Here is a 19909-nt window from a genome sequence, read left to right as displayed (position 1 = left end):
ACCCGACCACCGCGCTGCACCCCACGGCCGGACGCTGAAGCACCCGGCCCGATGCCCCCTGCCCGCTACAGCTCTTGACTGGCGAGGCGAAAGCTAGCGGGCGGCGTCCGAGCTGCGGCGCAGCGCGGCCTGGTAGAGCGCGATCCCGGCGGCGACGCTGACGTTGAGCGACTCCGTGTCGCGCGAGATCGGGATGCGGACGACGACGTCGCACTTCTCCCGCACCAGCCGCGAGAGCCCGGCGCCCTCCGCGCCGACGACCAGGGCGACCGGGTCGGCGAAGCCGTCGTACTCGTGCAGGTCGACGTCGCCGTCACCGGCCAGCCCCACCGTCTGCAGGCCGGCGTCCTGGTAGGCGGCGAGCGCCCGCGGCAGGTTGACCGCCCGGGCGACGCGCAGCCGGGCCGCCGCGCCGGCGCTGGTGCGCCAGGCCGAGGCCGTCATGCCCACCGCGCGGCGCTGGGGGACGACGACGCCGTGCGCGTCGAACGCGGCCGCCGACCGGACGACGGCGCCCAGGTTGCGCGGGTCGGTCACCCCGTCCATCGCCACGACCAGCGGCGCGCGGCCCGAGTCGCGGGCGATGTCGAGCAGGTCGTCGGGGTGGGCGTAGTCGTACGGCGGGACCTGGAGCCCGATGCCCTGGTGCAGGGCGCCCTGCGCCATCCGGTCGAACTCGGCCTTGCCGACCTCGAGCAGCGGCAGCCCGCGGTCGGCCGCCAGCGCGAGCGATTCGGCGATCCGCTCGTCGGTGCCGCCGCGCGTGGTGTCCCCGGTGACGACGTACAGGGCCGTCGCCGGGATCTGCGCGCGCAGCGCCTCGACGACGGGGTTGCGGCCGAGCAGCAGCTCCGGAGACTCCTCGGCGCGCTGGCGGGCGCGGGCGCGGTCGGCCCGCTGCCGCGCCTCGGCCTGGGCACGCCGCTGGGCGGGGTGCCCGGTGCGCATCTCGGCGGGCGGGGTGGCCCCGCGGCCGGCGAGCGACCGCCGGTTCTTGCCGCCGGTACCTGCGGTCGCGCCCTTCTTGCCCGCACCGGTCGTGCGGCCGCGTCGCTGGCTGTTGCCGGCCATCAGCGGGTCAGCTCCCATCGGGGTCCGTGCGGGGTGTCCTCGACGGTGACGCCGAGGGCGGCGAGCTGGTCGCGGATCGCGTCCGCCGCCGCGAAGTCCTTGCGTGCCCGGGCCGCCTGGCGCTGCTCCAGCGCCAGCGCCACCAGGCCGTCGGTCGCCCGGGCCAGCCCGTCGTCGCCGGCGGTGGCCCACTGCGGGTCGAGCGGGTCCAGCCCGAGCACGCCCAGCATGGCGCGGACCGAGCCCAGGGCGGCGGCCGTGGCGGCGTCGTCCCCGTCGGCGAGGGCGGTGTTGCCCTGACGCACCACCTCGTGGACCGCGGCGATCGCCGCCGGCGTCCCGAGGTCGTCGTCGAGCGCCGCGTCGAAGGCGGGCGCGCGCCGCGCCTCCCCCGCGTCGGCGCCCACCCGCTCGGCCGCCCGCTTCACGAAGGACTCGACGCGGCGGTAGGCCTGCCCGGCCTCCTCCAGCGCGGCGTCGGTGAACTCGACCGTCGAGCGGTAGTGCGGGGCCACGAGGTAGTAGCGCAGCTCCACCGGGCGCACCCGCCGGACCACCTCGTCGACCAGGGCCGTGTTGCCCAGCGACTTGCTCATCTTCTCGCCGCCGAGGGTGACCCAGCCGTTGTGCAGCCAGTACTGCGCGAACCGGTCGCCGGCGGCCCGGGACTGCGCCTGCTCGTTCTCGTGGTGCGGGAAGCGCAGGTCCAGGCCGCCGCCGTGGATGTCGAACTCCGCGCCCAGGTACTTCCCCGCCATCGCCGAGCACTCCAGGTGCCAGCCCGGCCGGCCGCGCCCCCACGGGGTCGGCCACGAGGCCGTGGCCGGCTCGGTGGCCTTGGCCGCCTTCCACAGCGCGAAGTCGCGGGGGTCGCGCTTGCGCTCGTCGGTGTCGGTGTCGGCGGCGGGCTCGAGGGCGTCGAGCCGCTGGCCGGTGAGCGCCCCGTACCCCGGGAAGGAGCGGACGTCGAAGTAGACGTCGCCGTCGACCGCGTAGGCGTGCCCGCGCTCGACCAGCCGCTCCATCAGCTCGACCATCTCCGGGACGTGCCCGGTGGCGCGCGGCTCGTAGGTCGGCGGCAGCACGCCGAGCACGTCGTAGGCGCGGGTGCTGGCGCGCTCGTTCTCGAAGGCCCAGGCCCACCAGGGGACGTCGTGCTCGTCGGCCTTGACGAGGATCTTGTCGTCGATGTCGGTGACGTTGCGGACGTAGGTGACCTCGAGGCCGCGGGCGACCAGCCAGCGGCGCAGCACGTCGAAGGAGACCGCCGCGCGGACGTGCCCGACGTGCGGCGGCCCCTGCACGGTGAGCCCGCAGACGTACACCGACGCGTGACCGGCACGCAGCGGCGTGAAGTCGCGGACCGCACGGGCGGCCGTGTCGTACAGGCGGAGGCTCACCGCCGGGAGTCTACGGAGTCCCTGCGGGGCCTTCCGCCCGCGGCGAGGGCGCCTCCCCCGACCGGATCACCAGCGCGGTGGCCACCGCCGCCCGGCCCTCGCCCCGGCCGGTCAGCCCGAGCCCGTCGGTGGTGGTGGCCGCCACGCTGACCGGCGCCCCGAGCGCGGCGGAGAGCGCCGCCTCGGCCTCCGCCCGGCGCGGGCCGAGCCGCGGGGTGGTGGCGATCAGCTGGACCGACGCGTTGCCGATCTCCCAGCCGTGCGCCGTGACGACCTCGCGCACGTGCTCGAGGACGGCGATGCCCGCGGCCCCCGCCCAGCGCGGGTCGTCCGTGCCGAGCAGTCCGCCGATGTCACCGAGCCCGGCAGCGGAGAGCACGGCGTCGGTGAGCGCGTGGGCCACCACGTCGCCGTCGGAGTGCCCGGCGCAGCCGTGGGTGCCCGGCCAGTCCAGCCCGGCCAGCCGGCAGGGGCGGCCGGCCACCACCGGGTGGACGTCGGTGCCGATGCCGACGCGCGGCAGGACGGTCACGGGTGCACCTCGCTCCCGGTCAGCCCCACGCTCAGCTCGGCGAGCGCGAGGTCGTGGGGGACGGTGATCTTCGCGGCGCGCTCGTCACCGGGGACGGTGGCCACCGGGACGCCGGCGGCGCGGACGACGGCGGCGTCGTCGGTGAGCTCGGCCGCGGCGTCGAGGGCGGCGTACGCGGCGACCAGGGTGGCCCGGTCGAAACCCTGCGGGGTCTGCACGCGGCGCAGCGCCGCACGCGGGACGGCCTCGACGACCACGCCGTCGTCGTCGACCAGGACGGTCGTGTCGACGACCGGCAGCACGGGGACGACCGCACGGGCACCGCCGGCGAGAGCGGCCAGCACGCGGGCCACGGCGTCAGGCGGGGTGAGCGGCCGCGCGGCGTCGTGCACCAGGACGGCATCGGCCCGCGACCCGGCCGCGGCGAGCCCGGCGCGCACCGACGCGGTCCGGGTGGCCCCGCCGTCGACGAGCCGCACCCGGTCGGGCAGCGCGGCGGCGAACGCGGCACGCTCGGCGGGGGGCACGGTGACGACCACCTCGCCGACGCCGCCGGCCAGCAGGGCGTCCACCGCCCAGGCGACCAGCGGCCGACCACCGAGCGGCACCAGCGCCTTCGGCACGGACGCCCCCAGACGCGAACCGCTCCCGGCCGCTGCGACGATGGCGACAGCGTGCACGGGAGCGGTTCGGCGGGATCTGCGTGAGCGCGGAGCGCTCAGCTGGCGAGGACCTCGTCGAGCAGGACCTCGGCCTTGTCCTCGTTGGTGCCCTCGGCGAGCGCGAGCTCGCTGACCAGGATCTGACGGGCCTTCGAGAGCATCCGCTTCTCGCCGGCCGAGAGGCCGCGGTCCTTGTCGCGGCGCCACAGGTCGCGGACGACCTCGGCCACCTTGTTTACGTCGCCGGAGGCCAGCTTCTCGAGGTTGGCCTTGTAGCGGCGCGACCAGTTCGTCGGCTCCTCCGTGTGCGGGGCGCGGAGCACCTCGAACACCCGGTTGAGCCCCTCCTGACCGACGACGTCACGGACGCCGACGATCTCTGCGTTGTCGGCCGGCACGCGCACGGTGAGGTCGCCCTGGGCGACCTTCAGCACGAGGTAGGCCTTCTCTTCACCCTTGATCGTGCGCTTCTCGATCGCCTCGATGAGCGCGGCACCGTGGTGCGGGTAGACGACGGTCTCGCCGACAGTGAAGCCCATGTGGATGTGACCCCTTTCGCTCCACCCAGGTTAGCACGGCAGACTGACCAACGGATCGGCTCCGGGCAGTAAATATGCAGGTCAGCGGCCTGGATCGACGCGTCGGAGGGGTTGACAGAGCGTGGTTGATGTGCCTGCGGGTGCCGCCCGGACGGGCGCGACGACCCGTGCGCTGCTCCGCGCGACCCACCTCGGGCCGACCGTCGCGGTCACCACCGTGGCCACCCTGCTGGCCGTCGCCGCCGACGTCCCGCCGGCCCGCGCCGCCCTCCTCTGCGCCGCCGTCCTCGCAGGTCAGGCCTCCATCGGGTGGAGCAACGACTGGCTGGACGCCGACCGCGACCGCGCCGTCGCGCGGGCCGACAAGCCGGTCGTGCAGGGCGCCGTCGCGCCCGCCGTGCTGCGCGCCGCGGCCCTCGCCGCAGCCGCGGTGGCCGTCGTCCTCTCGTTCCTGCTGGGGCTCGTCCCGGGCGCCCTCCTGCTGCTCCTCGTCGCGAGCGGCTGGGCCTACAACGCCGGGCTCAAGCGCACCGTCTGGTCCGGTGCGGGCTACGTCGTGGGGTTCGGGGCGCTGCCCGCCGGGGTGGTCGCCGCCGCCCCTGGCACCCCCGCTCCCCCGTGGTGGCTGGTGGCCGCGGGCGCGGCGCTCGGTGGAGCGGCCCACCTGGCCAACGTCGCCCCCGACCTCGAGGAGGACCTGGCCACCGGGGTCCGCGGGCTGCCGCACCGCCTGGGTCCGCGCCTCTCCGCGGCGTGCGGTGCGCTGCTGCTGGCCGGGGCGACGCTGGTGCTGGTCCTCGGCCCGCCGGGGCCCCCCGGGCCCACCGACTGGGCCGCCCTCGTCCTGGCCGTGCCCGCGGCCGCGGTCGCCGCCCTCGCGGGCACGGCGCGGTTCCGCGCCCTCGCCTTCCCCGCCGTCATGCTGCTCACGGTGCTCGACGTCGCCCTGCTGGTCGGCAGCGGATCGACGCTGGCCTGACCGGCGCCGGGGCCGTCCTGCCGCGACGCAGACGGCTCCCTGCGGGCAGGCCGGGGAGGCGACCGATACGCTCGGGGCGTCTCCGTGCCACCGATCCCCGGTGGCCGGCACGGTCCTGCTGGAGGTCGACAGCCGTGAACCGCGCTCTGCGCGCCGCCACGATGGGCGTTCTGCTCTTCTCCCCCCTCGCCCTCTCGGCGTGCAGCGCCGGCCAGGTCACGCAGACCGTCGAGCAGGAGCGCGACAAGGTCGGCGCGATGGCCGAGGCGGGTGACATCGTGCTGCGCCAGATCGCCGTCGTCGCCCCCGAGGACGGCGAGTACCCGGTCGGCGAGGACGCCCCGCTGCGGCTGGCCATCGTGAACACCGGCACCGAGGACGACACCCTGACCGGCATCACCGGCGAGGGCTTCGACGACGTCGAGATCGACGCGGCCGCGACCTCCGCGACGCCCAGCGCGCAGCCCCCGGGCACCGGCGCCGGCTCCACCGAGGACGAGAGCACCTCCGCCGGCGCGGGCGAGCTGGTGATCCCCGCCGGCACCACGGTCTTCGTCGGCGGGGACGGCGACTCCGCCGTCACCCTCACCGGCCTCGACGAGGCGCTCACGAGCGGCCGGATCCTGGAGCTGACCTTCACCTTCGAGAACGCCGGCGAGGTGACCACGGTGGTCCCGGTCGCCGCCCTCGAGGAGGTCCGCGAGCGCGACGAGTCCTTCGACTTCCACCACGAGGAGGAGGGCGAGTCCGGCGGCGGCGTCGAGGAGGGCGGCCACGAGCAGACCGAGGTCGCCGGCGGCGGCAACCCCGAGAACTGATCCCCCCGCTCCTCGTCGCGACGGCGGCTCCCGCCCGGGAGCCGCCGTCGCGCGTTCTCCGGGGAACTGTCGGTGGCCGCGGCTAGCGTGCCCCGCGTGCCACCTGCCGGAGCGAAGTCCCGCCCTGCCCACCGCTGCACCGAGTGCGGCCACACCTCGGCGAAGTGGGTCGGGCGCTGCCCCGAGTGCCAGGCATGGGGCACCCTGCAGGAGGCCGGCGCCCCGGCCACCGGGCTGCGCGCCGTCCCGGCCGGCCCGGTCAGCGCACCGGCCCGGCCGATCGCGCAGGTGGAGCTCGCCGGCGCCCGCGCCGTGCCCACGGGCATCGCCGAGTTCGACCGCGTCCTCGGTGGCGGCCTCGTACCCGGTGCGGTGCTCCTGGTCGCCGGGGAGCCCGGGGTCGGCAAGTCCACGCTGCTGCTCGAGGTGGCGCACCGGGTCGCCGCCGCCGGCGGCCCCACGCTCGTGGTCTCCGGCGAGGAGTCGGCCGGCCAGGTGCGGCTCCGCGCGGAGCGGATCGGCGCCCTGCACGACCGCCTGTACCTCGCCGCGGAGACGGAGCTGTCCGCGGTGCTCGCCCACGTCGAGGCGGTGAACCCCTCGCTGCTGGTGCTCGACAGCGTGCAGACGGTCCGCTCCCCCGCCGTCGAGGGCACCGACGGCGGCTCGACGCAGGTCCGCGCCGTGGCGTCGGCGCTGACCGGCGTCGCGAAGACCCGCGGGATGACCACGATCCTGGTCGGCCACGTCACGAAGGACGGCGCCATCGCCGGGCCGCGCACGCTCGAGCACCTGGTCGACGTCGTCGTCTCCTTCGACGGCGAGCGCCACTCGACCCTGCGCATGGTCCGGGCCACCAAGAACCGCTTCGGCCCGGCCGACGAGATCGGCTGCTTCGAGATCGGCGACAGCGGTGTCGTCGGCGTGCCCGACCCGTCGGCGCTGTTCGTGTCGCGGCGCAGCGACCCGGTGCCGGGCAGCTGCGTGACCGTGACCCTGGAGGGCAGCCGGCCGCTGCTGGCCGAGGTGCAGGCCCTCGTGGCGAGCACCAGCGGCGGCGGCTCCCCCCGCCGGGCCGTCAGCGGCCTGGACTCGCAGCGGGTGGCCATGGTGAACGCCGTGGTCGAGCGCCGCGGCCGGGTCAAGCTGGCCGACGCCGACGTGTTCGCGGCGTCGGTGGGCGGGGTGCGCATCGCCGAGCCGGCCGCCGACCTGGCCCTGGCGCTGGCGATCGCCTCCGCCGCCAAGGACACCCCGCTGCCCCCGGGCCTCGTGGCTCTCGGCGAGGTCGGCCTGTCCGGGGAGATCCGCCGGGTCGGCGGCACCGGCCGCCGGCTGGCCGAGGCCGCCCGCCAGGGCTACCGCGTGGCCCTCGTCCCACCGGACGCCGGCGCCGCGCCGGCCGGCATGCGGCTGATCGAGGTCCCCGACCTGGGTGCGGCCTTCCACCGCATGTTCTGAGCCCGTAGGGTTCCGCAAGAGCGGCCGGGTGCACGCCCCGTACCCCGAGCGTGCCCGGCTCGTCACTCGGGTACGTAGACTCCACTGCCGTACCACTCGACCGTCAGGAGAGCTCGTGCCCGCCGCCGTGGATCCCGAGATCGCCCTGCGCGAGCTCCTCGGCCGCATCGCCCCCGGCACGGCGCTGCGCGACGGCCTCGAGCGCATCCTGGCCGGCCGCACCGGTGCGCTGATCGTGCTGGGGTACGACCGGGTGGTCGAGTCGATCTGCACCGGCGGCTTCGCGCTGGACGTCGCCCTGTCGGCCACCCGGCTGCGCGAGCTGGCCAAGATGGACGGCGCGGTGATCGTCTCCTACGACGGCAGCCGCATCGTCCGGGCCGGCGTCCACCTCATGCCCGACCCGACGGTCCCCACGGAGGAGTCCGGCACCCGGCACCGCACGGCGGAGCGGGTCGCCGTGCAGACCGGCTTCCCGGTCATCTCGGTCAGCCAGTCGATGCACATCATCAGCGTGTACGTGGCCGGCCGGCGGTACACCCTCGAGCACCCGACGACCATTCTCGCCCGGGCCAACCAGGCCCTCGCCGCGCTGGAGCGCTACAAGCTCCGGCTGGACGAGGTGGCCAGCACGCTCTCGGCGCTGGAGATCGAGGACCTCGTGACCGTGCGCGACGCGATGAGCGTCAGCCAGCGGCTGGAGATGGTCCGGCGGATCGCCGACGAGATCGAGGGCTTCGTCGTCGAGCTGGGTACCGACGGCCGCCTGCTGGCCCTCCAGCTCGACGAGATGCTGGCCGGCGTCGAGGAGGACCGCGGGCTGCTCGTCCGCGACTACCTGCCCGCCGGCGGCCGCCGGAACCGCACCATCGACCAGGTGCTCACCGAGCTGCGGGCGCTCACCGCCACCGAGCTGCTCGACCTCTCCGCGGTCGCGCGCTGCTACGGCCTGCCCACGTCGCCGGACGCCCTGGACTCCCCGGTGAGCCCGCGGGGCTACCGGCTGCTCGCCCGGGTGCCCCGGCTGCCCGCCGGCATCATCGACCGGCTCGTGGAGCACTTCGGTGGCCTGCAGAAGCTGCTCGCCGCCACCATCGAGGACCTCCTGGCCGTGGAGGGCGTCGGGGAGGCCCGGGCGCGCGGCATCCGCGAGGGGCTGTCCCGGCTGGCCGAGACCTCGATCCTCGACCGCTACAGTTGATCTTGCAGCGCGGCGCGGACGCACGGGACCCCGGCCCCCGCGGGCGACGGTGGGCGCGCTCCGCGGTGCGACCCGGACCGGATCCCCGCCGCGTCAGCCGATGGTGAGCGGGGCGTCGCCGGAGACCTTGGTGTCCAGCCGGCCGCGCAGCACGTAGTCGCCCGGAGCGGGCGTCACGCGCGGGGCGGTGCACGTCGGCTCGCTGGTGAGCCCGCCCCACGTCAGGGGGAAGACGACCGGCTCGCCCGGAGCCAGGGTGCGCTCGTCGTCGCTGCTCTCGGGGAAGCAGTCGTTGCTGCCCCAGACCCGGGCCCCGGCGGCGTCGACCATCACCAGCTCCTGGAGCTGCTTGTCCAGCGACCGCACGCAAGGGACCGGCGAGGTGTTGACCACCACCAGCTCGAAGACCGGCTTGGCGCCGACGGCGGCCGTGCCGGGGGTGCGCACCTCCAGCCCCAGCATCTCGTCGGTGCACGGAGAACCCGGGGTCGGGCCCGCCGGGACCGGCGGCTCGCTCGGTGGCGCCGTGGTGCCGGGCGTCCGCACCCCGGAGACCGCGGGCACCACCTGCTCCAGCGCCGGGGGCTCGGTCGGCTCGGCCGCGGTGCCGGGCGCGGCGGCCGAGCCGCTCCCGCCGCCGGCCAGCAGGCTGGTCACCAGCCAGGCGAGCCCGGCCAGGACCGCCAGCAGCAGCACCAGCACGGTCAGCCGGCGCCGCCAGTACACGGCTGCGGGGAGCGGGCCCACCGGGTGCAACACGCGGGGAACGCTAGTGCGCCCGGTGGGGACTGGTCCGCTCGGCACGCCGCGCCGCGCGCACGGCACACTGGGTGCCCGTGACCGGGCCGTCCTCCCCCACCGCCACCCCGGCCGGCGAGCTGATCGTCGACTGGTACGCCACCGCCGCCCGCGACCTGCCCTGGCGGACCCCGGATGTCGATCCCTGGGCCGTCCTGGTCAGCGAGGTGATGCTCCAGCAGACCCCCGTGGCGCGCGTGGAGCCCGTCTGGCGGGCCTGGGTGGCCCGGTGGCCCACACCGGCGGACCTGGCGGCCCAGCCGCCCGCGGACGTCATCCGGGCGTGGGGGAAGCTCGGCTACCCCCGCCGGGCGCTGTGGCTCCGGGAGGCGGCGATCGCCATCACCGAGCGACACGGGGGCGTCGTCCCCGAGGACGTGGCCGAGCTCGAGGCGCTGCCCGGGGTGGGCACCTACACCGCACGCGCGGTCGCCTGCTTCGGCCATGGCCGGCGCCAGCCCGTCGTCGACACCAACGTGCGCCGGGTCGTGGCGCGGCTGGTGCACGGCCGCGCGGAGGCCGGCAACGCCCGGGCCGCCGACCTCGTCGACGTCGCCGCGCTGGCGCCGGAGGACGACGAGCGCGCAGTGCGCTTCTCGGTCGCCGTCATGGAACTGGGCGCGCTGGTGTGCGTGGCCGGGACGCCGCGGTGCGGCGCCTGCCCGGTGCGGGACCGGTGCGCGTGGCGGCTGGCCGGCGCCCCGCCGCACGACGGGCCGCCGCGGAAGGTGCAGAAGTTCGCGGGGACGGACCGCCAGGTCCGGGGCCGGCTGCTCGACGTCCTGCGGGCGGCGCACGAGCCGGTGGACGCCGCAGCGCTCGAGCCCGCGTGGGAGGACGCCGTCCAGCGGTCCCGCTGCCTGGACTCGCTGCTGGCCGACGGCCTGGTCGAGCAGACCGAGGACGGCCTGTTCACCCTCCCCGCCTGACCGCCGCCCCACACCGGCGCTGTCGGGCTGATGCGGCTCCTCAGCGCCAGACCGCCGATGTGGCGAGAGCGGGGCCGGAGGACGACGAAGGGGCCGGCCCCGCTGATGCGGAACCGGCCCCTGTCGTCGTGCGGCTAGGCGGTCACTCGGACGCCTGGCTGCCCTGCTCGTCCTCGCCGTCGGCACCCGAGAGGGCCACCGGCGGGGTGTCGGGCAGGTCGATCGGCTTCGCCTCGCCGCGGAAGGTGAACTTCTGCGCGGGGCCCTCGGCGTCGTCGACGTCCACCACGATGATCTGCCCGCTGGACAGCTCGCCGTAGAGGATCTTCTCGCTCAGCGCGTCCTCGATCTCGCGCTGGATGGTGCGGCGCAGCGGCCGCGCACCCAGCACCGGGTCGAAGCCCCGGGAGGCCAGCAGCTTCTTCGCCGCGGGCGTGATCTCCAGCGCCATGTCCTTGTTGGCCAGCTGACCTTCCACCCGGCCGACCATCAGGTCGACGATCTGGATGATCTCCTTCTCGGTCAGCTGGTGGAACACGACGATGTCGTCGATGCGGTTGAGGAACTCCGGCCGGAAGTGCTGCTTGAGCTCCTCGTTGACCTTCAGCTTCATCCGGTCGTAGTTCGACTGGTCGTCGTTACCGGCCTGGAAACCGAGACCCACGGCCTTGGAGATGTCCCGCGTACCGAGGTTCGTGGTGAGGATCAGGATCGTGTTCTTGAAGTCCACGATCCGGCCCTGGCCGTCGGTGAGCCGGCCGTCCTCGAGAACCTGCAGCAGCGTGTTGAACACGTCCGCGTGCGCCTTCTCGATCTCGTCGAAGAGGACCACCGAGAACGGCTTGCGCCGCACCTTCTCGGTCAGCTGGCCACCCTCGTCGTAACCGACGTAGCCGGGAGGGGCACCGACCAGGCGGGACACGGTGAAGCGGTCGTGGAACTCACCCATGTCGATCTGGATGAGCGCGTCGTCCTCACCGAACAGGAACTGCGCCAGCGCCTTCGCCAGCTCCGTCTTCCCGACACCCGAGGGGCCGGCGAAGATGAAGGAACCACCGGGACGGCGCGGGTCCTTGAGGCCCGCCCGCGTACGCCGGATCGCCTGGCTGACGCTCTTGATGGCCTCTTCCTGGCCGATGATCCGCTTGTGGAGCTCGTCCTCCATGCGGAGCAGACGCGTGGTCTCCTCCTCGGTGAGCTTGAAGACGGGGATGCCGGTCCAGTTGGCCAGCACCTCGGCGATCTGCTCGTCGTCGACCTCGGCGACGACGTCCATGTCGCCGGCCTTCCACTGCTTCTCGCGCTCGGCCTTCTCACCCAGCAGCTGCTTCTCGGTGTCGCGCAGCGACGCGGCCTTCTCGAAGTCCTGCGCGTCGATCGCCGACTCCTTCTCGCGGCGGACGGCCGCGATCTTGTCGTCGAACTCGCGCAGGTCCGGCGGCGCGGTCATCCGCTTGATCCGCATCCGGGCACCGGCCTCGTCGATCAGGTCGATCGCCTTGTCCGGCAGGAAGCGGTCGGAGATGTACCGGTCGGCCAGCGTCGCCGCGGCCACCAGGGCGCCGTCGGTGATGCTGATCCGGTGGTGCGCCTCGTAGCGGTCGCGCAGCCCCTTGAGGATCTCGATCGTGTGGGCCAGCGTCGGCTCGCCCACCTGGATCGGCTGGAAGCGGCGCTCGAGGGCGGCGTCCTTCTCCAGGTGCTTGCGGTACTCGTCGAGCGTCGTGGCGCCGATGGTCTGCAGCTCACCGCGGGCCAGCATCGGCTTGAGGATGCTGGCGGCGTCGATCGCGCCCTCCGCGGCACCCGCCCCGACGAGGGTGTGGATCTCGTCGATGAACAGGATGATGTCGCCGCGGGTGCGGATCTCCTTCAGCACCTTCTTGAGGCGCTCCTCGAAGTCACCGCGGTAGCGGGAACCGGCGACGAGCGCGCCGAGGTCGAGGGTGTAGAGCTGCTTGTCCTTCAGCGTCTCGGGCACCTCGCCCTTGACGATGGCCTGGGCCAGCCCCTCGACGACGGCGGTCTTGCCGACGCCGGGCTCGCCGATGAGGACCGGGTTGTTCTTGGTGCGCCGCGACAGCACCTGCATGACCCGCTCGATCTCCTTGGCCCGCCCGATCACCGGGTCGAGCTTGGAGTCGCGCGCGGCCTGGGTGAGGTTGCGGCCGAACTGGTCGAGCACCAGCGAGGTCGACGGCGTGCCCTCGGCCGGGCCGCCGGCCGCGGCCGGCTCCTTGCCCTGGTAGCCGGAGAGCAGCTGGATGACCTGCTGGCGGACGCGGTTGAGGTCGGCGCCGAGCTTCACGAGGACCTGGGCGGCGACGCCCTCGCCCTCGCGGATCAGGCCGAGCAGGATGTGCTCGGTGCCGATGTAGTTGTGGCCGAGCTGCAGCGCCTCGCGCAGCGACAGCTCCAGCACCTTCTTCGCCCGCGGCGTGAAGGGGATGTGACCGGACGGCGCCTGCTGGCCCTGCCCGATGATCTCCTCGACCTGCTGGCGGACGCCCTCGAGCGAGATGCCGAGGGACTCCAGGGCCTTGGCGGCGACACCCTCACCCTCGTGGATCAGGCCCAGGAGGATGTGCTCGGTGCCGATGTAGTTGTGGTTGAGCATCCTGGCTTCTTCCTGCGCCAGGACGACCACCCGTCGGGCTCGGTCGGTGAACCGTTCGAACATCTGCTGCTTCTCCTCTGACCGGCTGGTCCGGCGCTGCCCTCCCCGTCCTGGAGAGGAGCACCCGACGTCCGTCGGCGCGCGGGGGCACCGGTCTTTCCACTGTAGTCGCGGACCACGCCGCCCCGTCGTCGTCCGACGGTGCGGTGGATGGCTGCCCGGTGCAACGGGCCCCGGTGATGCGGTGTTCCACCCCCGTTACGCCGTGAGCGGACGACGGCGTGCCGACCCCGGGAGCGCCGACGGCACCCTGCCCCTGTCGGCCTACCGGCCTCGACCGCGGCCCGGGACGCCACCGGCCCGGCTCCCCCGAGGGGAGCCGGGCCGGGCGACGCGACGTCAGCGGCCTGCCTGCAGGGGCCCGCCGCGAGCTTGCGAGCGGTGGGGGGCAGGCAGGTCCTTCTAGTGGGCGGCCTCGTAGGCCTCGACGACGCTGGCCGGGATGCGCCCGCGGTCGCTGACCGCGTGCCCGTTCTTGCGGGCCCAGTCGCGGATGGCACCGGCCTGCTCGCGGTCCATGCGACCGCCACCACCGGTGGCGCGGGAGCGGCCGCCACCCGAGGCGCGGGTGCCGCGACCGACCTTGCGCGCCGCCGAGATGTAACGGGCGAAGGCGTCACGCATCTCCTGGGCGTTCTTCTCCGCCAGGTCGATCTCGTACGACGTGCCGTCCAGCGCGAAGCTGACGGTCTCGTCGGCCGGGATGTTCTCGTCGAGGTCGTCGCTCAGGATGACCTGGACCTTGCGCGCCATTCGTTCCTCGCTTTTCGCTGCAGCCCTGGGGCCGGACGGAAATAGCACCCGGCGGGTGCGAGGCCCATTACAGCACAAATGGCCAGCAATAGGAAATGGCTGTCCGATTCCCCGGCCGGGCTAATCGGGATACCCGTGGGTCAGGAACTGATCGGCCGGACCAATGGGAACAGGATCGTCTCCCGAATTCCGAGACCGGTCAGCGTCATCATCAACCGGTCCATGCCCATTCCCACCCCACCGGTGGGCGGCATGCCGTATTCGAGCGCTTCCAGGAAGTCCTCGTCGAGCACCATCGCCTCGGGGTCGCCGGCCGCGGCCAGCAGGGCCTGCTGCGTGAAGCGCTCCCGCTGGACGACGGGGTCGACGAGCTCGGAGTAACCGGTGCCCCGCTCGATGCCGCCGATGTAGAGGTCCCACTTCTCCGCGACACCGGGATCGGTCCGGTGCGCCCGCGTCAGCGGCGAGGTGTCCACGGGGTAGTCCATGACGAACGTGGGCTCCTGCAGCGAGGGCTGCACCAGCGCCTCGAAGATCTCCTCGACCACCTTGCCGTGGATCCAGGCCGGGTCGATGCCCACCTGGTGCCGCTCGGCCAGCGCGCGCAGGTGCTCGATCGGGGTGTCCGGGGAGACCGGCTCCCCCACCGCCTCGCCGACCAGGTCGAAGAGGCGCACCTGCCGCCACTCCCCGGACAGGTCGAGCTCGGTGCCGTCGTGGTGGCGGGCGACGTGGTCGCCGAACAGCGCCGCGCAGCTCTCCTGGACCAGCTCCCGGGTGATGACGGCGATGTCCTGGTAGTCGAGGTAGGCCGCGTAGAACTCCAGCATCGCGAACTCCGGCGAGTGCGAGCTGTCCGCGCCCTCGTTGCGGAAGTTCCGGTTGATCTCGAAGACGCGGTCCAGCCCGCCGACGATGCACCGCTTGAGGAACAGCTCCGGCGCGATGCGCAGGTAGAGGTCCAGGTCGAAGGCGTTCATGTGGGTGCGGAAGGGCCGGGCGGCCGCACCCCCGTGCACGGTCTGCAGCATCGGCGTCTCGACCTCGATGAAGTCCCGCCGGGCCAGCCCCGCGCGCAGGGTGGACATGACCGTGGCCCGCTGCCGGACGGTGCGGCGGGCCTCGTCGCGCACGATCAGGTCGACGTAGCGGCGGCGCACCCGCAGCTCCTCGCTCATCGGCTTGTGCGCCACCGGCAGCGGGCGCAGCGCCTTGGCGGTCAGCTGCCAGGAGTCGGCGAAGACGGAGAGCTCGCCGCGGCGCGACGTCCCGACCTCGCCCTCGACGAAGACGTGGTCACCCAGGTCGACGTCGGACTTCCAGGCGGCCAGCGCCTCCTCGCCCACGCGGTCGCGGGAGAGCATCACCTGCAGCTCGGCGTCCCCCTCCCGCAGCGTGGCGAAGCAGAGCTTGCCGGTGTTGCGGAAGAAGATCACCCGGCCGGTGATGCCGACCCGCTCGCCGGTCATCGTGTCCGGCTCCATGTCCGGGTGGCCGGCGCGGACCGCGGCGAGCGTGGTCGTGCGGGGCACGTGCACGGGGTAGGGGTCGACCCCCGAGTCGCGCAGCCGGTCGAGCTTGGCGCGGCGGACCCGCATCTGCTCCGGCAGCTCCTCGCCGCCGTCGTCGCCGCCCGTCCCGTTCGGTCCCACGTCCGTCACGGGGCCCCAGCCTACGGGGCGGCCGCCCGCCGCTCCGCGGCCTGCTGCCGCTGGAAGGCCAGGCGCAGCCCGTGCACGGTGAGGTCCGGCTCGCGCTCGCCGATCGTGCGGCAGCTGTCCACCAGCAGCGGCGCCAGCCCGCCGGTGGCGACGACGACCGGCGCGGCGCCGAACTGGGCCACGAGCTCCGCCGAGATGCGCCCGACCAGCCCGTCGACGAGCCCGGCGAAGCCGAGCACCAGCCCCGACTGGAGCGCGGCGACGGTGTTCTTGCCGATGGCGTGCGGCGGGCAGGAGAGCTCGACCGACCGCAGCTGGGCCGCCCGGCTCGCCAGTGCGTCGCGGCTCACCTCGACCCCGGGCGCCAGGGCGCCACCGAGGAACTGCCCGTCCGGTCCGACGGCGTCGACGTTGGTGGAGGTGCCGAAGTCGACGACGACGACGGGACGGCCGCCACCGTCGGGGCTCCGGCCGAACAGCTCGTGCGCGGCGAGGGCGGTGACCACCCGGTCGGCGCCGACCTCGCGCGGGTTGTCCACGTGCAGCGGGACGCCGGTGCGCACGCCGGGCCCGATGAGCACCACCGGCACCTCGAGGGAGTCCAGCAGCTGGCGCAGCGCCGGCAGCAGCGCGGGCACCGTCGAGCAGGCCGCGACGCCGGTGACCTCGGTGTCGCGCAGCAGGCCGCGCCACAGCATCCGCAGCTCGTCGGCGGTGGCGCGGGGCGCGGTCGTCACCCGCCACGAGCCGATGCGCCGCTCGCCGTCGAAGGTGGCGAGGACGGTCTGGCTGTTGCCGACGTCGACGGTCAGCAGCACGGCGTCACCGGACCGGCACGCCCAGGTCGCTGCGACGCTGGTCGGCAGCCCCGGGCACGGGGGCCGAGGGGTCCCCGCCGAGCTCGACGACGCGGTTGGCGCCGTCGACGTGCACGACCTTGGGGATGTAGCTCTTCGCCTCGGTCTCGTCCATCACGCCGTAGCTGATGAGGATGACCATGTCGCCGGGGTGCACCAGGTGCGCGGCGGCACCGTTGATGCCGATGACACCGGTGCCCCGCTCGCCGGGGATGACGTAGGTCTCCAGGCGGGCGCCGTTGGTGATGTCGACGATCGCGACCTGCTCACCGGGCAGCAGGTCGGCGGCGTCGAGGAGGTCCTCGTCGACGGTCACCGAGCCCACGTAGTGCAGGTCGGCCTGGGTGACCGTCGCACGGTGGATCTTGGACTTGAGCATCGTGCGCATCATCGCGGGCCTCCCAGCCGGACTGCCGTGTTGTCGAGGAGTCGGGTGCTGCCCGCGCGGACGGCGACGAGCAGCCGGGCGGGGCCGGCGGCCGGCGCCGGTCCCAGGTCGGTATCGGTGAGCTCCAGGTAGTCCTGGACCAGGTCGGGCGCCCCGGCCAGGACGGCGCGGGCGGCGGCCAGGACGGTGTCGGGCCCCTGCGGGCCGGCGGCGGCCCCAGCGCGCAACGCCTGGTGCAACGTCGCGGCGCGGGCCCGCTGTTCCGGCGAGAGGTAGCGGTTGCGGCTGGACAGCGCCAGCCCGTCGTCCTCGCGGACCGTCGGGACGCCGACCACCTCGACGCCCAGGGCGAGCTCCCGCGCCATGGCCCGGATGAGGGTGAGCTGCTGGTAGTCCTTCTCGCCGAACAGCGCCAGGTCGGGCCGCACCAGGCCGAAGAGCTTGGCGACGACGGTCAGCACGCCGGCGAAGTGGCCGGGCCGCACCGCGCCCTCCAGGACCGAGCCCAGCGGCCCCGGGTCGACGGTCACCCCGGCCGCACCGGGCGGGTAGACCTCCTCGACCGGCGGGTGGAAGACGACGTCGGCGCCCTCCTCGGCCAGCGCGGCGAGGTCGGCCTCCCAGGTGCGGGGGTAGCGGTCGAAGTCCTCGCCGGGCCCGAACTGGGTCGGGTTCACGAACACCGAGACGACGACGCCGCCGGCCCGCTCGCGCGCGGCGCGGACCAGCGCGCGGTGCCCCTCGTGCAGCGCGCCCATGGTGGGCACCAGGGCGACGGGCCCGGGCAGCGCGGTCACCAGCCGGCGGAGCTCGGCGGCGGACCCGGCGACGGCCGGGCGGGTGCCGGCGGTCACCGCGAGCCCGCGATGTCGTCGTGCCGCGCGGCGGCCAGGACGTCGAGCACCGGCGCCGCCTCGTGGGTGCGGAGCCGCCCGGCGGCCACGGCCCGCTCGGCGGTGCGCTGCGCCATCGCGACGTAGGCGGCCACCGACCCGGGGGCACGCTCGCCGAGGGTCCGCAGGTGGTGGGCGACGGTCCCGGCGTCGCCGCGGCTGACCGGGCCGGTGAGCCCGCGGTCACCCCGGCGCAGTCCGTTGTCGAGCGCCGCGGTGAGCAGCGGGCCGAGCACGCGCCCCGGCTCGGCCACCCCGGCGGTGCGCAGCAGGTCGGCCGCCTCGGCCACGAGCGTGACCAGGTGGTTTGCGCCGGTGACCAGCGCCGCGTGGTACAGCCCGCGGTCGGCCTCGGCGACGAAGAACGGCTCGCCGCCCATCTCCAGCACCAGCGTCTCCGCGACCGGGCGGTGCTCGGGCCGGCTGGTGACGCCGAAGGGCGCGCCGTCGAGCCGGTCGGCGTCCTCGGGGGCTCCGGTGAAGGTCATCGCCGGGTGCAGCGCGAGGGCGAGCACCCCGGCCTGCTCGGCGGGGGTCAGCACGGCGAGCCCGTGCGCACCGGACGTGTGGAACACCAGCTGCCCCGCCCGCCAGGCACCGGTCTCGGCGAGCCCGGAGACCAGCCCGGCCAGCGTGTCGTCCGGGACGGCGAGGACGACGAGGTCCGCGGCGCCCACGACCGCGTCGGCGGGCAGCAGGGGGACGCCGGGCAGCAGGCGCGCGGCGCGCTCGGCCGAGGCGGTGGAGAGACCGGAGGCGGCGACGACGTCGTGACCGGCGGCGGCGAGCGCGGCACCCAGGACGGCACCGACGCGGCCGGCGCCGATGACGCCCACGCGGAGACGGGCGGGCGCGTCGGACGCGCGGGCGTGCGTGCGGGCGGGACCCAGCAGCGAGCGGACGGTCCTGCGGGAGGCAGGCATCGGTGCACCTCTCGTTCCAGTCCCTGGCGGGTACCGGACGTCGGGAGCGATCCGGGGAGATCGCGGTGGTCGTGCGGGGTGGAGCGCCGGCCGGCGCCCGCTGCAACCGTTGCGTGTCACGCGGGCGTCGTGCCGATGGCGAGTGTGTGACGCCGGCGCGGCCGTCGCAACGCCTGGTTGCTGTGTGCTGGCTCACGTGCCTCAGCGGCACCCGGGCGCAGGCCCGGCCGGGTGCCGCCCTACCGTGACGGCCGGCACATCGGCGAGGGAGGCAGCGTGCACACGTTCGAGGGAAGGACCGCACTGGTCACCGGGGGCAGCCGCGGCATCGGCCTGGGCATCGCCCGGAGCCTGGTGGAGCGCGGCGCCCGGGTGGTGCTCACCGCCCGGAAGCCCGACGCGCTGGCCGAGGCGGTGGAGTCGCTCGGCGGGCCGGAGGTCGCCGTGTCCGTGGCCGGCAACGCCGGCGATCCCGAGCACCGGGCGACGGCGGTGCGCACCGCGGTCGAGACGTTCGGCAGCCTCGACGTCCTGGTGGGCAACGTCGGCATCAACCCCGCCTACGGGCCGCTCATGGACCTCGACCTCGACGCGTGCCGCAAGATCCTCGACACCAACGTCGTGGCCTCGCTGGGCCTGGTGCAGGAGGCCTGGCGCGCGTGGATGTCCGAGCACGGCGGCTCGGTGCTCTTCGTCGCCTCGGTGGCCGGGCTGCGCTCCTCCCAGGAGATCGGCGCGTACGGGGTGAGCAAGGCGGCGCTGATCAACCTGACCACCCAACTGGCGGTGGAGCTCGCTCCCCGGGTCCGGGTGAACGCGGTGGCCCCCGCCGTGGTGAAGACCCGCTTCGCCGGCGCGCTGTTCGAGGGCCGGGAGGCCGAGGCCGCGGCGACCTACCCGATGGCGCGCCTGGGCACCCCGGAGGACATCGGCGAGGCCGCGGCCTACCTGCTGTCCGACGGCGCGGGCTGGGTCACCGGTCAGACGCTCGTGCTCGACGGCGGCGGCCTGTCCCGCGGCCCGCGCTAGGGCTGGTCAGCGGCCGAGGACCCGGGCCAGGACGTCGTCGCTCTCGCCGTCCTCCCGGTACCGCCGGCGCCGGCGGCCGCCCGAGCCCGGGCTGACCCCGTTCTGGGCGAGGATCTGCTCGATGCGGACGGGCGCCGCCGGGCCGTCCTGCTCCGGCGGCGACGCCCAGCCGGGGGCCACCGCAGGCTGCGCGGTGGTCGCGGCCGACCCGGCCGGCGGCGGCGCCTCCGCGAGGTCGTCGGTGCGCCGGCGGCGCGGCGCGTCCTCGGCGCGGGGTGGGGCGGGCGGCTCCACGAGCGACCGGGCGGCGAGCCACTCCAGCGGCGTCTGCGGCGGGG

General features: G+C 74.9%; 20 protein-coding genes. 6 read left to right on the top strand and 14 right to left on the bottom strand.

The genetic code is table 11. The annotated features are described in order from the left end of the window. Positions 1-93 precede the first annotated feature (93 nt). Genes rlmB through E9565_RS18045 form a run of 5 tightly spaced genes read right to left on the bottom strand, consistent with a single transcriptional unit; the run spans position 94 to position 4204 of the window. A complete protein-coding gene (rlmB, locus tag E9565_RS18065; RefSeq protein ID WP_308113049.1) occupies positions 94-1071 on the bottom strand; it encodes a 23S rRNA (guanosine(2251)-2'-O)-methyltransferase RlmB in 978 nt (325 codons plus the stop codon). After that, entirely contained in the window at positions 1071-2471 is a 1401-nt protein-coding gene (cysS, locus tag E9565_RS18060; RefSeq protein ID WP_236836251.1) for a cysteine--tRNA ligase, read from the bottom strand. The genes rlmB and cysS overlap by 1 nt, the downstream gene beginning before the upstream one ends. Positions 2472-2481: 10 nt before the next feature. Continuing rightward, entirely contained in the window at positions 2482-3003 is a 522-nt protein-coding gene (gene ispF, locus E9565_RS18055) for a 2-C-methyl-D-erythritol 2,4-cyclodiphosphate synthase (RefSeq protein WP_236824916.1), read from the bottom strand. Further along, positions 3000-3683 carry a 2-C-methyl-D-erythritol 4-phosphate cytidylyltransferase gene (ispD, locus tag E9565_RS18050; protein ID WP_308196156.1) on the bottom strand — a complete coding sequence of 228 codons (684 nt, stop codon included), beginning with the start codon at positions 3681-3683 and terminating at the stop codon, positions 3000-3002. Before ispD ends, ispF begins: the two co-directional genes overlap by 4 nt. 38 nt (positions 3684-3721) lie before the next feature. Continuing rightward, positions 3722-4204: a CarD family transcriptional regulator gene (locus E9565_RS18045; RefSeq protein WP_091929357.1), complete on the bottom strand. Its 483-nt coding sequence runs from the start codon at positions 4202-4204 to the stop codon at positions 3722-3724. 130 nt (positions 4205-4334) lie between these two features. Between E9565_RS18045 and E9565_RS18040 the strand changes: the two genes are divergently transcribed. The 4 genes from E9565_RS18040 (at position 4335) to disA (ending at position 8663) form a co-directional block, all read left to right on the top strand. Then, positions 4335-5183, top strand: coding sequence for a UbiA family prenyltransferase (locus tag E9565_RS18040; RefSeq protein ID WP_236836247.1), 849 nt, complete (start codon positions 4335-4337; stop codon positions 5181-5183). 134 nt (positions 5184-5317) lie between these two features. Further along, a complete protein-coding gene (locus tag E9565_RS18035) occupies positions 5318-6001 on the top strand; it encodes a copper chaperone PCu(A)C (RefSeq protein WP_236836244.1) in 684 nt (227 codons plus the stop codon). 96 nt (positions 6002-6097) lie between these two features. Further along, complete coding sequence (radA, locus tag E9565_RS18030; protein WP_236824920.1) at positions 6098-7462, top strand: DNA repair protein RadA; 1365 nt, start codon at positions 6098-6100, stop codon at positions 7460-7462. A gap of 115 nt (positions 7463-7577) precedes the next feature. Continuing rightward, positions 7578-8663, top strand: coding sequence for a DNA integrity scanning diadenylate cyclase DisA (gene disA / locus E9565_RS18025; protein WP_236824921.1), 1086 nt, complete (start codon positions 7578-7580; stop codon positions 8661-8663). A 93-nt stretch (positions 8664-8756) separates the two neighbouring features. Here the strand turns inward: disA and E9565_RS18020 are convergent, their stop codons facing one another. Further along, positions 8757-9422 (bottom strand): MucR family transcriptional regulator, encoded by a 666-nt coding sequence (locus E9565_RS18020; RefSeq protein WP_236824922.1) that lies wholly within the window; start codon positions 9420-9422, stop codon positions 8757-8759. A gap of 77 nt (positions 9423-9499) precedes the next feature. Here E9565_RS18020 and E9565_RS18015 point away from each other — a divergent pair, with 77 nt between their 5' ends. Continuing rightward, positions 9500-10390 carry an A/G-specific adenine glycosylase gene (locus tag E9565_RS18015; RefSeq protein WP_236836242.1) on the top strand — a complete coding sequence of 297 codons (891 nt, stop codon included), beginning with the start codon at positions 9500-9502 and terminating at the stop codon, positions 10388-10390. A 142-nt stretch (positions 10391-10532) separates the two neighbouring features. Here the strand turns inward: E9565_RS18015 and E9565_RS18010 are convergent, their stop codons facing one another. The 7 genes from E9565_RS18010 to E9565_RS17980 all read right to left on the bottom strand — a co-directional run bounded on the left by E9565_RS18010 (position 10533) and on the right by E9565_RS17980 (position 18542). Then, a complete protein-coding gene (locus E9565_RS18010; RefSeq protein WP_236824924.1) occupies positions 10533-13070 on the bottom strand; it encodes an ATP-dependent Clp protease ATP-binding subunit in 2538 nt (845 codons plus the stop codon). A 399-nt stretch (positions 13071-13469) separates the two neighbouring features. Next, positions 13470-13820 carry an Lsr2 family protein gene (locus E9565_RS18005; RefSeq protein ID WP_236824925.1) on the bottom strand — a complete coding sequence of 117 codons (351 nt, stop codon included), beginning with the start codon at positions 13818-13820 and terminating at the stop codon, positions 13470-13472. Between the two features lie 140 nt (positions 13821-13960). Continuing rightward, positions 13961-15481 (bottom strand): lysine--tRNA ligase, encoded by a 1521-nt coding sequence (gene lysS, locus E9565_RS18000; RefSeq protein WP_236824926.1) that lies wholly within the window; start codon positions 15479-15481, stop codon positions 13961-13963. 11 nt (positions 15482-15492) lie between these two features. After that, on the bottom strand, positions 15493-16299 hold the full coding sequence (locus E9565_RS17995) for a type III pantothenate kinase (RefSeq protein ID WP_236824927.1): 807 nt from the start codon (positions 16297-16299) through the stop codon (positions 15493-15495). A gap of 4 nt (positions 16300-16303) precedes the next feature. Continuing rightward, the gene (gene panD, locus E9565_RS17990; protein ID WP_236824928.1) at positions 16304-16729 is read right to left on the bottom strand and encodes an aspartate 1-decarboxylase; all 426 of its coding nucleotides are present in this window, start codon (positions 16727-16729) and stop codon (positions 16304-16306) included. Beyond that, a complete protein-coding gene (panC, locus tag E9565_RS17985) occupies positions 16726-17580 on the bottom strand; it encodes a pantoate--beta-alanine ligase (protein ID WP_236836240.1) in 855 nt (284 codons plus the stop codon). The genes panD and panC overlap by 4 nt, the downstream gene beginning before the upstream one ends. Then, complete coding sequence (locus tag E9565_RS17980) at positions 17577-18542, bottom strand: Rossmann-like and DUF2520 domain-containing protein (RefSeq protein WP_236836238.1); 966 nt, start codon at positions 18540-18542, stop codon at positions 17577-17579. The genes panC and E9565_RS17980 overlap by 4 nt, the downstream gene beginning before the upstream one ends. A 276-nt stretch (positions 18543-18818) precedes the next feature. Between E9565_RS17980 and E9565_RS17975 the strand changes: the two genes are divergently transcribed. After that, positions 18819-19571 (top strand): SDR family oxidoreductase, encoded by a 753-nt coding sequence (locus tag E9565_RS17975; protein WP_236836236.1) that lies wholly within the window; start codon positions 18819-18821, stop codon positions 19569-19571. A gap of 6 nt (positions 19572-19577) precedes the next feature. Here the strand turns inward: E9565_RS17975 and E9565_RS17970 are convergent. Continuing rightward, positions 19578-19909: hypothetical protein (locus tag E9565_RS17970; RefSeq protein ID WP_236836234.1), on the bottom strand; the 332-nt coding region annotated here is incomplete at its 5' end.

The organism is Blastococcus sp. KM273129 (assembly GCF_021698995.1).
GTDB lineage: Bacteria > Actinomycetota > Actinomycetes > Mycobacteriales > Geodermatophilaceae > Blastococcus.
This window is presented reverse-complemented; position numbering and strand designations above follow the sequence as displayed.

Coding starts and splice junctions, on each gene's coding strand:
- E9565_RS18045 (WP_091929357.1), bottom strand. CDS start 4,204: ATGGGCTTCACTGTCGGCGAGACCGTCGTCTACCCGCACCACGGTGCC.
- rlmB (WP_308113049.1), bottom strand. CDS start 1,071: ATGGCCGGCAACAGCCAGCGACGCGGCCGCACGACCGGTGCGGGCAAG.
- E9565_RS18010 (WP_236824924.1), bottom strand. CDS start 13,070: ATGTTCGAACGGTTCACCGACCGAGCCCGACGGGTGGTCGTCCTGGCG.
- panD (WP_236824928.1), bottom strand. CDS start 16,729: ATGATGCGCACGATGCTCAAGTCCAAGATCCACCGTGCGACGGTCACC.
- E9565_RS17980 (WP_236836238.1), bottom strand. CDS start 18,542: ATGCCTGCCTCCCGCAGGACCGTCCGCTCGCTGCTGGGTCCCGCCCGC.
- E9565_RS18005 (WP_236824925.1), bottom strand. CDS start 13,820: ATGGCGCGCAAGGTCCAGGTCATCCTGAGCGACGACCTCGACGAGAAC.